Origin of the sequence: Micromonospora sp. WMMD812, from assembly GCF_027497215.1 — a bacterium.
Classification (GTDB): domain Bacteria; phylum Actinomycetota; class Actinomycetes; order Mycobacteriales; family Micromonosporaceae; genus Micromonospora.
The window spans coordinates 1,659,172-1,672,489 of record NZ_CP114904.1; the positions used below are offsets into that span (position 1 = coordinate 1,659,172).

At 70.4% G+C, this 13,318-nt stretch carries 9 protein-coding genes; all 9 read right to left on the minus strand.

Annotated features, from left to right (window positions below; translation table 11 throughout):
• Positions 1–32 precede the first annotated feature (32 nt).
• From O7603_RS07645 to O7603_RS07685, 9 genes are read right to left on the minus strand one after another with little or no spacing between them, the layout of a single operon-like run.
• A complete protein-coding gene (locus tag O7603_RS07645; RefSeq protein ID WP_281574976.1) occupies positions 33–1,439 on the minus strand; it encodes a GH1 family beta-glucosidase in 1,407 nt (468 codons plus the stop codon).
• Positions 1,436–3,313, minus strand: a complete 1,878-nt coding sequence (locus O7603_RS07650; RefSeq protein ID WP_281574977.1) for a hypothetical protein — start codon at positions 3,311–3,313, stop codon at positions 1,436–1,438. Before O7603_RS07650 ends, O7603_RS07645 begins: the two co-directional genes overlap by 4 nt.
• Positions 3,313–5,850: a glycoside hydrolase family 2 TIM barrel-domain containing protein gene (locus tag O7603_RS07655; protein WP_281574978.1), complete on the minus strand. Its 2,538-nt coding sequence runs from the start codon at positions 5,848–5,850 to the stop codon at positions 3,313–3,315. Before O7603_RS07655 ends, O7603_RS07650 begins: the two co-directional genes overlap by 1 nt.
• Positions 5,847–8,450, minus strand: a complete 2,604-nt coding sequence (locus O7603_RS07660) for an alpha-mannosidase (RefSeq protein WP_281574979.1) — start codon at positions 8,448–8,450, stop codon at positions 5,847–5,849. Before O7603_RS07660 ends, O7603_RS07655 begins: the two co-directional genes overlap by 4 nt.
• 40 nt (positions 8,451–8,490) lie before the next feature.
• Positions 8,491–9,084 carry an SIS domain-containing protein gene (locus O7603_RS07665; RefSeq protein WP_281574980.1) on the minus strand — a complete coding sequence of 198 codons (594 nt, stop codon included), beginning with the start codon at positions 9,082–9,084 and terminating at the stop codon, positions 8,491–8,493.
• Entirely contained in the window at positions 9,081–10,052 is a 972-nt protein-coding gene (locus O7603_RS07670; protein ID WP_281574981.1) for an ROK family protein, read from the minus strand. Before O7603_RS07670 ends, O7603_RS07665 begins: the two co-directional genes overlap by 4 nt.
• Before the next feature lie 7 nt (positions 10,053–10,059).
• Entirely contained in the window at positions 10,060–10,986 is a 927-nt protein-coding gene (locus O7603_RS07675) for a carbohydrate ABC transporter permease (protein WP_281574982.1), read from the minus strand.
• Position 10,987: 1 nt separating this feature from the next.
• On the minus strand, positions 10,988–11,941 hold the full coding sequence (locus O7603_RS07680; protein ID WP_281574983.1) for a sugar ABC transporter permease: 954 nt from the start codon (positions 11,939–11,941) through the stop codon (positions 10,988–10,990).
• Positions 11,942–11,946: 5 nt separating this feature from the next.
• The gene (locus tag O7603_RS07685; RefSeq protein ID WP_281574984.1) at positions 11,947–13,302 is read right to left on the minus strand and encodes a sugar ABC transporter substrate-binding protein; all 1,356 of its coding nucleotides are present in this window, start codon (positions 13,300–13,302) and stop codon (positions 11,947–11,949) included.
• Positions 13,303–13,318: the final 16 nt, after the last annotated feature.

The following is a 13,318-nucleotide window of genomic DNA, read 5'->3' on the forward strand; positions in this document are numbered from 1 at the left end:
CGCCGGTCGCCCGGCACCGGGCGGCCGGCTCCTCACCCCCAACCAGGGTCCTCACGTTTCCCGGCGAGGCCGTCGGTGGCGTCGACGACCCGGTTCGCGGCGATCACGGCCGCGTAGTAACGGGCACTGTCCTTGACGGTGCGCCGCTGGGTCTCCCGGTCGACGTGGACCAGGCCGAAGCGCTGGCCGTACCCCTCGGCCCATTCCAGGTTGTCCAGCAGCGACCAGTGCAGGTACCCCAGCACCTGCACGCCGGCCTCGATCGCTCGGGACATGGCCAGCAGGTGGGCGCGCAGCGCGCGTACCCGCCCGGTGTCGCGGACCCGCCCGTCGGGGCCGGGTTCGGCGTTCCAGACGCCGCCGTTCTCGGTGATCAGCAGCGGGATGTCGTAGTCGCGGTGCAGGCGTACCAGCAGGTCGTAGAAGACCTCGGGAACGTCCTCCCAGCCGCTGTCGGTGACCGGGACGCCCGGCTGCGCCGGCAGCACCCGCCAGGGCAGGGGCTCCGCTGCGGCGGCGCTGATCCGCCGGCGGGTGTAGTAGTTCACGCCGATGAGGTCCGGGCGGGCGCCGATCAGATCGAGGTCGCCGGGCCGCACCCAGTCCAATGGACCGACCAGTCGCTCGAACAACTCGGCGGTGTCCGCCGGGTACCGGCCGCGCAACACCGGATCGAGGAACCAGCGGTTGGTGTAGCCGTCGGACCCCCACGCCGCGGCGGTGTCGGCCGGGTCGTCGGTGACCGGATAGTTGGGGAAGAGACTCAGTGGGATGCCGACCCGGGCAAAGGGGCGGCGCTCGCGGATGCGCTGGGTCGCCGCGCCGTGTGCCAGCAAGAGGTGGTGCGCGACGAGCAACGAGGTGCGCAGGTCCTCCTCCCCCGGCGCGTGCAGCCCGAGCCGGTATCCCAGCACGGACGCCACCCACGGCTCGTTGACCGTCAGCCACGTGTCGACCCGGTCGCCGAGCGCATCGAGGCAAATCTCGGTGTACGCCGCGAAAGCGTCGCTGGTCGCCCGGCTGGTCCACCCACCGCGCTCCTGCAGCGCCTGCGGCAGGTCCCAGTGGTACAGCGTCGGCACCGGCGTGATGCCTCGCTCCAGCAGGCCGTCGACCATTCGGTCGTAGTGCGCCAGGCCCGCCGGGTTCACCGCTCCGGTCCCGTTGGGGACGATGCGCGGCCAGGCCAGCGAGAACCGGTAGGCGTTCATGCCGAGATGGGCCATCAGGTCGGCGTCGGTGGGCCAGCGGTGGTAGTGGTCGCAGGCGACCTCGCCGGAGTCCATCCCGCGCTCCGCCGTGAAGGTGTCCCAGATGGAGAGGGCGCGGCCGTCCTCGCGGGCGGCACCCTCGACCTGGTACGAGGAGGTCGCGGCGCCCCACAGGAAGCCGGGCGGGAAGACGTTCGTCGGTCGCTCGCTGTGCGGGTGCGGGCTCACCAGTCGATCTCCGGAAGGTTGAGGGCCGCCTCGCAGCCGAGCAGCAGCACGCCGACGCTCCACGCGTGTGACAGCGTCAGCAACATGCCCTTCGCCTGGAAGCAGGCCGTCTGGTAGTAGCGTTCACTGGCCATGCCCCGGTAGGCGTTGAAGTCGCCATCGGCGCGGGCGATGAACTGCCGGAAACAGGCCAGGTTCTCCCGGGTCCGCTCCAGGTAGTGCGGATCGCCGGTGGCGGCGGCCAACTCGACCATTTCCGGCAGGCAGATCAAGCCGTACGAGTGCAGGTGCTGGTTGCTCGGCGAGGCCTGGTCGGCGCCGCGGCTGCGGAAGCCGTAATGGCCGAGCAGGGTGTGCTCGTCGAAGGTCACGTCGTAGCTGTAGCGGAAGGTCAGCATCCAGTCCGCGGCCCGGCGGGCCATGTCCAACCAGCGGTGTTCGCCGGTGGCCCGCCACAGCGCGACGTACGCCAGGATCGCGGCGTAGCCGTCCTCCGAGGTCGGCGCCAGGTCGACATCCTCGGGCGCGCCGTGCAGGAACTCCTCGTGCACGAACCGGCCGTAGTAATCGCCACCACGCCGGGCGGCGGCCAGGTAGGCCGGGTCGAGGTCGCCCGCCTCGGCGAGCGCGGCGACCCAGGTCAGCCCTGCCGCGCCGGCCCAGGACAACACGTCCCCGTCGGCGGCGTGCAGCAGGCTGCCGAGATTGCCGTCGGCACGCTGATTGCGTACCGCGACATCGAGGTTGCTCCGCACCGCGTCCAGCCAACCGGGACGTGGCGTGCCGGCCGCCCGTTCGGCGCGGACCGCGCGGTGCAGAAACAGGGTCGCCTCGGCCAGGGTACGGGCGTGCAGGCCGCCGCGGACCGGCGTCCAGCTCTGACCCCAGCCACGGTCGGCTGTCCACTGCCCCCAGAACGTCCCCGCCGGCGCGAGGTTGGCGCAGATGTGGTCGATGACCGCCGCGCCCGCCGCCACGTGGTCGGCGTTGCCGCGGCGGCGGCCGTGCGCCAGCAGCGCGTGCGCGTACGGGATGCCGCTGACCCAGGCGACGTGCATCGCGCCCCGGTCACCCAGGCCCTTGACGTTGTCGTTGAACTCGCGGTCGAACGCCGCCGTCTCCAGCAGCACGGCCGGATCCGGGCGGAAGTGCCACCGGTGCAGCCCGTACGCGGCCAACTCGGCCGCCTCCGCCACCCCGACCCAGGGCTTCAGCGGGGTCACGGCGGACCGGGCGTGCCGCTCACGCAGCACCGGCGCGTACGCGTGCCGATCGGTCGGCAGCCGGTAGAGGCACACCTCGACCGTGTGCCGCTCGCCCGGCTGCCAGAGGTGGGTCTGCGCCAGCGGTGTCGCGGGTTGCTGGCTGCCGACGTAGCTGACCGGCGCCTCGACGTACGGGAAGTCGGCATGCACCAGCGCGGTGCCGGCGTCGTGCGCGAAGCCGATCCCGGTCAGACCGAGCGGACTGTGTTCGTCGACCGCCAGGGCCAGGCCTCCGGCCGCTCCCCAGGCGAACACCGCAGGGGTGGCCGCTCGGTCGGCCCGGAAGCTCCACGCGGGGGACACGAACCGCTGCGGGTCCCCCGGCTCGTCCGCGGTTCGCGCGAAGCGCGGGAAGAGTCGCCCGTTGTCCGCGGGGCGGTTCTCACCGTAGAACAACCCGGGAATGAGCCAGTACGGATCGTCGGCGTCGGCCAGAGTGGCCGACACCCGCAGCCGCGCCTCGGCCGGTACAGCGCCCCGATAGGTGGCGGTGATCGTCACGGTGACGCCGCTGGCGGCGGAGGCTGCCTGGTGCGTCTCCACCTCGAACAGCTCCGGGTCCAGGCCGCTGACTGTCAGTCGTGCCTCGTCCACCCAGCTCGTCACCATCAGTGGACCTCCGTCAGCATCTGGGCGGGCAGGTTCCAGCCGTCGACGTGGACCCGCCGGCGCTCGGGCGGCACACCGTCCCATCGGCCGTGCAGCACACGATCCTCGCCGGGCAGCAGGTCGATGGCGTTGTCGTCCCAGCGCAGCCAGCCCGGGTCGCCGGCCGGGCGGGCGTCGAGCAGCCGCAGGAACGGGACGGCCGGCCCCGCCTCGTGGCGCAGGCGCAGCGTCCAGGTCGGGCCGGCGGTGTGCAGCCGGGTGGTGATGCGGGCCGGTGGCAGGGTCACCAGTTCGTCGAAGTCGGCACCGGCGGTGAGCAGGTAGCGGTTGGTCTGCGCCGCGGCGTCGGCGTGCACCGACAGATCCAGGAGGAAGGGTCCCCCACCCAGCTCGGTGACCGCGCACCGGATCTCACCGAACCGGTGCGGTCGCCCCTGGGCGAGCGGAGCCGACCAGCGCGCCACCGCGATCTCGCGGCCGTCGAGGCACAACACCCGGGCGGTGACGGTCACCGGGCCGGACGCGGTGTCCCACCATGCCCACACCGTGGCGGTGAACTGGTCGCCGCTGACCCGGGGCGCGGGCAGGGCCGCGCAGACGTGCAGCGGCCGGTACGCGCGCCGTACGTAATGGTAGGCGGCCTTCGGCTCGCCGAAGTAGTCGACGGCGGCGGTGCACCACCCGTTCGGGAAGGACTCGTTGAGCTGCCAGGGCAGTACCCCACAGCTCGCCGGCCGCCGCCGGTTGGCCTCGACCGCGTACCGCAGCCCGTCCGCCTGCAGGAACTGGCTGGCCCGGGAGAGCGCCGCGAGGTCGCCGAGTCCCCCGCCGAACGCCTGCTGCACCAGCGGTTCGTTGTTCCACCACCGGCCGAGGTGGTCCCAGGTCGGGTTGCCGGCCGTCGGTAGCTTCCGGTCCGGCTCGGGCACTACCGACTCGATCGCGCGGACGTTGCTCATGCCCTCGACACCGAACTCGCTGAGCAGCAGGCCGCGACCCTCGTCGTAGAGCCGGTAGTGGTCGGACAGGCCCTGGTGCTCCCACGGTCCGTGCACGTCGTGGTGGTCCGGGCCGCTCCGCACGCTGTCCAGCGTGTTGCCGAACACCGGACCGGACGGAGAGGTCGGCAGCCACTGCCGATCCGGGTCGAGCCGCGCCACCACGTCGTGCAAGGCCGCCAGCACGGGGGAATTCTCGTCGGTCAGCGGTACGCCGTCGGCCCGCTGCAACTCGTTCCCGCCGCACCAGATGGCCAGGCTGGGATGGTTGCGCCGGGCGGGCACGATCCGCTCAGCCTCGGCGACCATCCGGGCGACGAATGCCTTGTCGTCGCTGGGCACGCTTTGCATCCCGGAGCTGGACTGGGCGAACTCCTGCCAGACCAGGATGCCGTAGGCGTCGCACAGGTCGTAGAAGGTCTCGCTCTCGATGAGGCCGCCGCCCCACACCCGCAGCATCGTCACCCCGGCGTCCCGGGCCAGCCCGAGCAGGTGGCGCAGCCGGGCTTCGTCGACCGCGCCGTAGAGGGCGTCGACCGGTACCCAGTTCCAGCCCTTGATGTCGGTCGGGTGGTCGTTCACCACGAGCCGGTAGGGCAGCGAGGTCGGCGGGGCGTCGGCGTCGCGGCGCAAGTGGACGTCCCGGAAGCCCACCCGGGTTTCGTGCGCGTCGCTGCGCCGCGCGTCGCGGTCGTGCAGCACGGTGTGCAGCGTGTACCGGTGCGGCTCGCCCCACCCGTTGACCTCCCACCGCCGAGGCGACTCGACGTCGAGGGTGAGCTCGGTGGTCGCCCGTTCCATCGGTACGGTCGCCGCGGCGACGGGGACGCCGTCCGGGTCGCTCAGCGTGCACTCCGCGGTCGCTGCGGTGACGTCGCCGTCGACCTGCAGCGTGATCGTCACCCGCCCGACCGTGTCCGTCACGGTGGTTCGCGCCCACACGTCGGCCAGCCGCATCGGCCCGGTGGTCCGCAACCGGGCCGGCGCCCAGAGGCCCTGGTGTACCAGCCGGGGGCAGAAGTCCCAGCCGTATCCCATCCGACCCTTGTGGACGCGGACCGCGGCCGTGTAGCCGACCTGCGGTTCGCTGTCGGGGGCGGGGTCGATGACCACGGCCAGGCTGTGCTCGCCCGGCCCGAGTCGCCCGGTCACCTCGACCACCAGCGGGACGAAGGTGCCCTCGTGCGTCGCGATCCGTTCGCCGTCCAGGTAAACGGATCCCGCGTAGTCGATGCCGTCGAACTCCAGGAAGACGCGCTCGCCGCCGGCGAGCCCGGGCATGTTCAGCCTGGTGCGGTACACCCAGGTCCGCTGCGGCACCCATTCCGACAGCAGGCTCTGCGTGCCGACGTACGGGTCGGGTACCAGGCCAGCGGCCAGCAGGTCCGCCAGCACGCTGCCGGGCACCCGGGCGGGCACCCATCGTTGCGCGTCGTCGCGGCTGTCGCGGGCGTGCAGTTGGGCCCGGTGCAGCTGCCAGTCGTCGCCGAGGAATCCCCGCAGCTGCCAGCCCGCATCGAGGCTGGACACCCGGATCATGCCGGCTCGTCCGCTCGCGCCGGCTCGTCGGTGCCCGTACGCTCGTCGGTTTGCGCCGGCGCGTCGGCGCGCCCGGTCGCTGCGCTCGTCGACACGGGGCGCTCCAGCAGGTCGGCCTCGACGACCGCCCGGCTGGGGTCACCCGGAACCAGGATGGTCTTGATCTCGTGGGGGCCGAATGCGGTGGTGACGGTACGGCCGAGGAACGCCAGGTCGATGGTGGCGTTGGCCGCCGCGCCGGCCGTCTCGTAGCCCCGTACGACATAGTCGTCCGCGCCGTCCTCGGCCCGTTTGACCACCGTGATCACGACGTTGTCGGCGTCGGAGACGGCGGCGAAGGAGTGCTGCTGCGGCAGCGGCCCGGCGTGGTACGACTCCAGCAGCGCGAGCGGTCGCTGGTCGAGCTCGGCCGCGGCGCGGACCGTGCCGGCGGCCCGCCAGTCGCCGGCGTGCGGCAGCAGCCGGTAGGTGAACCGCTGCACGCCCTGGTCCATGACCTCGTAGTCGCCGTCCGCGGGCAGCGGCTTCGGGGTGTGCCAGGCGTACGCGGGACTACGCAGCGCGGTAAGCCCGATCTCGCCGCCGTTCACGTCGACGCCGTACTTGGCGTCGTTGAGAACCGACAGGCCGGCCGGGCGGCCGGACAGCTCGCCTGACACGTCCACCCACGAGTGGCTGACCGTCTCGTGCCCGTCGGCGGTGCGCTCCAGGTGGCCGTACGGGATCGCGTGCGTCGCGGTGACACCGGTCAGGGCGGTCGGGAAGCGCAGCTTGAGCATCCGGAGCCGCTCGTGCCAGTCGATCGTCACCCGGACCTCGATGTGCCGCGCCCCGGCGGCCAGCACGAACTCTTCCGTCAGGGTCGACGCGCCGTACTCGCTGTGCACCCGCAGCACCTGTCGGACCGGGCCGGACTCGACCCACCGTACCGATACCGGCGTGAAGGCGCCGATCACATCGCGATAGGAGACCACGCCGTGCCCCCAGGTGTCGGTCTGGTCGTCCAGCACGACCGCATGTCCGGAGCGTGCCGCGTCGTCGTTGATCAGCTCCGCGCCGGTGGCCTTGCACACCAGGCTGGACAGCCAGCCGGTCTCCGGGTCGACCGTGACGCGCAGGTGCTCGTTCTCCAGCAGCGGCTCGGCGTCGATCGGCGCGTCGGCGGGCATGCCGTGGTCGGGGTACAACCGGTAGAGGCGGTAGCCGAGCGGAGGCAGATCCACCGGTACGACCAGGCGCCGCCGCCCGCCGGTCAGCGTCACCGACGGGGCGACCTGCACGGCGGTGCGCGTCTGCGCGTCGTCGACGGCCACGATCGCACCGTTGCCGAGCACGCTGCCGAACTCGACCTCGACGGTGTCCCGCACCGGCCACGGGTGCGGATTGAACACCGCCAGCGGGGCCATCCGTTCTTCGTCGGGGATGTCGATCTGCCGGCTGATCCGCTGGATCGCCTGGTTCTGCAGGCGGGCCGCGATCGAGCGGGCCTCGCCGAGCTGGTCGCGCGCGTCGTCGTACGCGCTGGGCAGCGCGGTGCCGGCCGCGGTGTCGTGGAAGTGGTTGAGCAGCACCTGCCGCCAAGCGTGCTCCAGCTGGTCGGTCACCCGGGGCATATCGGCCACTCCCCCCGCGACCGCCGTCCACTTCTCGGCGGCCTGCAGCGCGTGCTCGGTGTGCCGAATCAACTTCTTGATGGCGGAGTGCGCCGAGTAGCAGCCCACCCCGTGCGGCTGGATCTCCCCGGCGTACTCGGGCAGGTCCCCGCTGGCGGCCGCCGCGTCGAAGAACGCCCGCACCGTGGAGAAGAGCATCCGCGGGTACTGGTCGCTGCGCTCCAGCTCCAGGATGCTGTCGATGTTCGCCCGCGTCGGTCCGCCGCCGTGGTTGCCGACCCCGTAGAAGCACATCAGCGGCTCGGTGGTGTGCGGCAGCTGGGCCAGCGCCTTGCCGACGTGCACGCCGAGGTGACCTGCCGGGCTGCAGTATTCGTGCGGGATCCGGTAGGCCAGCACCCGGGAGCCGTCGGCCGCCTGCCACCAGAACGTCGGTCCGGGCAGCTGCGCCTCGTGCGGCTGCGGACGCATGAAGACGTAGCTGTCCATGCCGGACTTCGCCAGCAGCTGCGGGATGGTGGCATTCTGCCCGAAGGGGTCGACGTTGCAGCCGACCGAGGCCATCACGCCGAACCGGTCGGCGAGGAAGCGTTGTGAGTAGAGCGCGTGCCGGACGAAGCCCTCTCCCCCGGGAATGTTGCAGTCCGGCTCGACCCACCAGCCGCCGACGATCTCGAACCGGCCGGCGCGTACCTGCTCCCGCAGCGCCGCGAACAGCTCGGGATCGTGCTCCTCGATCCAGGCGAGATAGCCGACGGAGTCGCAGGTGAAGACGAAGTCCGGGTACTCGTCGATGCGTTGCAGTGCGGCGCGGAAGGTGGCCCTTGCCTCCTGGTAGCCCTCCTGCCACGGCCACAGCCACACCGCGTCGATGTGGGCGTTGCCGATCATGTGCAGGGCACCGCGGGTGGCGCGACCGGCGGGTGGTGCCGGTTGCCGGGGGATCATCGGCCGGTGGGTGTCGTGCTGCGGGTTCGCGCTGTGCATGGGAGAGGTTGATGCCTTTCGGTGTGCGGCGCCGGTCTGGTCAGTCGGTCGCGGCGGCCCAGCGGTCGATGTGCTCGCTGAGCAGGTGCAGGAGCAGGACGTGCGCCTCCTGCACCCGGGCGGTGCGGTCCGAGGCCACCGCGAGCACACGATCGGCGTAGCGGGCCGCCGGTCCACCGCCCGTGTCGGGCGCGCCGGTGAACAGGACGGTCAATGCCCCGGCGTTCTGGCCGGCGCGCAGTCCGGCGACGACGTTTGGCGACCGGCCGCTGCTGGTGAAGGCCACCACCACGTCGCCGGGGCGGGCCAGTGCGCTGACCTGCCGGGCGAATACGTCGTCGAAGGAGTAGTCGTTGCCGATGCAGGTGGTGACCGTCGGGTCGGTGGACACCGCGACCGCCGGCAGCGGCCGCCGCTCGCGGCAGTACCGGCCGATGAGTTCGCCGACCAGATGTTGGGCGTCGGCGGCCGAGCCGCCGTTGCCGAAGGCGTAGAGGGTGCCCCCGCGGTCCAGGCGGCCATTGACCTCCTCTCCGAGGGATTCGACGTCGGGGACGAGCTTGCGGACCGACTCGATCACGGTCAGGTGTTCGTCCAGGAGCTGGACGAGCGGGGCGTGGTCATCGGGGATCATGCGGCTGCTCCGTGGTCGAGGTAGAGAAGGGCCGATGCCGCCGCGCCGACGACGCCGACGGTGTCGCCGTGCGACGACAGCTCCACCCGGGCCGCCGCCCCGGCTGGTCGCATGGCCTGGGTGAGCGCGGCGCGGCGTACCGGTAGCAGGAGGGCGTCGCCGGCGCGGGTGACTCCGCCGCCGAGGACGACGAGTTGCGGTTCCACCACATTGATCATGACCGCGATCGCGCGGCCCAGCGCGGCGGTGGTCTCGTCCCAGATCCGGCGGGCCAGCGGGTCGCCCCGCCGGGCGTGCGACGACACGGTTTCGGCGGTCACCACGTCGAGGCCCCGCATGGACGACGCGGCATCGGTGCTCAACGCCTCGCTCGCCCGGCGCGCGATCGAACTGCCCGAGGCGTACGCCTCGATGCAGCCTCGCTGCCCGCAGCCGCAGACGCGGCCGTTCCAGTCGATGATCACGTGGCCGAACTCGCCGCCGTTGCCGGCCGCACCGCGGTAGACCTGCCCGTCGAGGATCAGGCCGCCGCCCACGCCGGTGGACACCGTCAGGTAGAGCATGTGGGCCACGTCGCGCCAGGGCCCGAAGCGGTACTCCCCCAGCACGGCGGCCGTGCCGTCGTTCTCCAGGAACGCGGGACGGGCGTACGCGGCGGAGACCAGGTCGACGATGGGTACGTCGTCCCAGTAGGGCAGCCCGGGCGGGCCCTGCACTCGCCCGGTCACCGGATCGAGCGGGCCGCCGCAGCCGATACCGATCGCGGCCATGTCGGCCTGATCGTGCCCGGCGGCGGCCAGCGCATCGTGCCCGAGGTCCAGCAGTCGCTTGATGACTTTGTCCGGCCCCTCCTCGACTCTCGTGGGTGTGCGGACGAATGAGCGGACCTCGCCGGTGTGGCTCACGACCCCGGCGGCGAGCTTGGTGCCACCGATGTCGAGGGCGAGGACGTGTTCGCGGAAGGGCACGCTGACCTCAGCCCTTCCGGCCCTGGGTGGCGATGCCCTCGATGATGTGTTTTTGGGCGACGGCGAAGATAATGATCATGGGCAGGGTGGCGATCAGGCTCGCCGCCATGACGATCTCCCAGTGTTGTTCGCCGCCGTTGCCGAAGGTGTCGATGACGGCCTTGAGGCCGCGGGGCACGGTGAACAGCGAGGTCTCCTGCAGATAGATCAGTGGCCGGATCAGGTCGTTCCAGCTCGCCTGAATCTCGAACACGAAGACGATCGCCAGCGCCGGCCGGGCGAGCGGCAGGGCGATGCGCCAGAACAGCCCGAAGAAGCTGGATCCGTCGACCCGAGCCGCCTCGAACAGTTCACGGGGAAGGCCGAGGAAGAACTGTCGCAGCAGGAAGATGTAGAACGCCGAGCCGAAGATGTTCTGCGCCCACAGCGGCACCTGGGTTCCGGTCAGGCCGAGCTTGTTCCAGATCAGGTAGACCGGGATCATCGTGACCGCCTGCGGCAGCATCATCGTCGCGAGCACCAGCCCGAACAGCACGTTGCGCCCCGGGAATCGGAAGTACGCGAAGCCGAACGCCACCAGTGCGCTGCTGATGGTGACGGTGGTGGCCGCGGCGATCCCCACCACCGCGCTGTTGCCGACCCAGGTGAGCACGGGCGCGTAGTCCCAGACGTCAGCGAAGTTCTCCAGGCGCAGCGTGTGTGGGATCAGGGCGTTGTCGAACACCTCGGTACGCGGTTTGAGCGAGGCGCTGATCAACCAGACGAAGGGGTAGGTGAACACCACACTGGCGAGGGCGAGCACGATCAGATAGGGGGCACGTTTCCACCAGCGCTGGCCCCGCCCGCCGGAATCCGGCTGGCTGCCTTCGGTCGGTTCGTGACCCGGGCCGGGCGTGGTGGGGAGGGCCGCCAGGCCCGGAGGCGATGTACTCATCTCAGTCCTTCTCGCCTTCGTAGTAGACGAACCGGCGCGAGACCCGTACCTGCACGGCGGTGATGATCATGATGATCAGGAACAGCAGCCAGGCCAGCGCCGACGCGTATCCCATGTGCAGGAATCGGAATGCCTGCTGGAACAGGTAGATCACGTAGAACAGCGCGGACTCGTTGGAGTAGGTGCTGTTCTGCTGGGCGCCGAAGAACATGGTGTACGCCTGGTCGAACATCTGCAGTGCCGAGATCGTCTGCACGATCAGGGTGAAGAAGAGTGCACCGCTGATCATCGGCACCGTCACCTTGCGGAACTTCGTCCACGCGTTCGCACCGTCCATCTCGGCGGCCTCGTAGAGATCCTTCGGCACCTGGCGCAGCGCCGCGAGGTAGATGACCACGGTCCCGCCGAGGCTCCACAGCATGGTGATGACCAGCCCGGGCTTCACCCAGTTGGTGTCGGTCGTCCAATTGGGTCCGGTGATCCCCATCAGGCGCAGGGTGCGGTTGAGCAGCCCCTCCTGACCGTTGAGCAGCAGCAGGAACAGCGCGCCCACGGCGACGGTCGGTGTCATGACGGGTAGGTAGAAGACCGTCCGGAAGAAGCCCGACGCCCGCCCGACCCGGTTGAGCACCATGGCGAGGATCAGCGCCACCACCATCGAGGCCGGCACATACATGACCGAGTAGATGAGCGTGTTGCCGAGGGCCTTGGCGACCTTGGGGTCCGCCACGAGTTCTCGGTAGTTCGCCAACCCCACGCCCTCGGGCGAGTCGATCGCGTTGTAGTCGGTGAAGGACAGCACAAGGCTGGCGATCATCGGGCCGAGGGTGAAAACCAGGAACCCGACGATCCACAGCGAGATGAAGCCGTAGGCGGCGCGGATCTCCCGCCAGTTCCTGGTTCGTCGTGCGCCACCCGGAAGCAGCTTCCGGGTGGCCACGTTCGCGGTTGTCACAGCCATCACTTCGCCGCGCTGAATGCCTTGCTCGCGTCCGCCTGCGCCTGCTTCATCGCCGCGTCGGGCTTCTGCTGGCCGGAGAGCGCCCGATTCACCGCGTCCTGCCAGGCCGCCTTGATCTCGCTGCCGGCCTTAGAGCCGGGGATGGCGAAGGCATAGCCGGTAGACGCGTAGTAGTTCTCGACGGCCTTGTGGAATCCGGTCTGGCCGGCCTTGACGTACTTGGCCTTGATCTGTTCGTCCGCTGCGGGCTTGGCCGTGAAAAGTCCGGTGAAGAGGGAGTTGTTCTTCTCTACCGTGGCCTGCCGGGCGGCGCCGGCCTTCAGCCAGGTCTCGGTGCTGGTCATGACCTTCATCCAGTTGATGGCCGCAGCCTGATTCTTGGCGCCCTTCGGCAGGCACCACGCGCTGCCGTTTTCGAAGCTGATCGGCGTGCCCTGCTTGTCGGTGAACGGGACCGACTGCAGGTCGACCTTCGGCGAGGACTGGACCAGGACGTTGACGTACCACCCCTCCCAGGGGAACGCGCCCGCCTGGTTCTTCACGAACTGGTTGCCGGCGCCGAACAGGTCCCAGGTGTCGCGGAACGCCTTGAACTTCGACCAACCACCCTGCTCATTGATCAGGCTCAGCGCGTACGTCAGGGCCTCGATGATCTTTGGGTCGTCGAGGTTCGGCGAACCGTCGGGGTTCACCAGGTCAGCGCCGTTGGCCTTCGCCCATAGCGGCAGGAACTCGGGGAGCTTGGGGTCGAACCCGATCCGGGCGATCCCGCCGCCGCTGGCCTTGTACAGCTTGGTGGCGACGGTGTGCAGCTTGTTCCAGTCGGTGGTGCTCACGTCGGCCAGGGTGAGCCCGACCTCCTGCAGCGCCTTGCCGTTCACCAGGATGTTGCGGGTGTTGTAGAACTCAGGGACGCCGTAGATCTTGCCGTCGATCGTCACTTCCTTGATCGCGGCCTCGCGGTAGTCGCCGGTCTTGATCCCGGCTGTGGCGAGATGGTCGTCCAGCGGTTGGATGGCGCCCTGCGCCGCGTAGCTGCCGACCAGGTCGCGGTTGAGGTACACCAGCGACGGGGCGTTGCCGCTGGCGACCGCGGACAGGAACTGCTGCGGGTCGAAGTCGCCCTCGTTGATGGCGAGCTGCACGTTCGGGTACGCGCTCTTGAACGCGTCGATGCGCGCCTGCCCCACATCGTCTGGCTTGCCGAAGCCCTGGGTCGACAACGAGCCGGTGTCGCCCTTGTCGCCCTTGCCGGTGTCGTTTCCACTCCCGCTGACACCGCCGCAGGCGCTCGTCGCGCCGAGCGCGAAAGCCCCTACCGAGCCGGCCAGAAGGCCCCGCCGGGTGATCGTCATGCGTCACTCCTCAAAG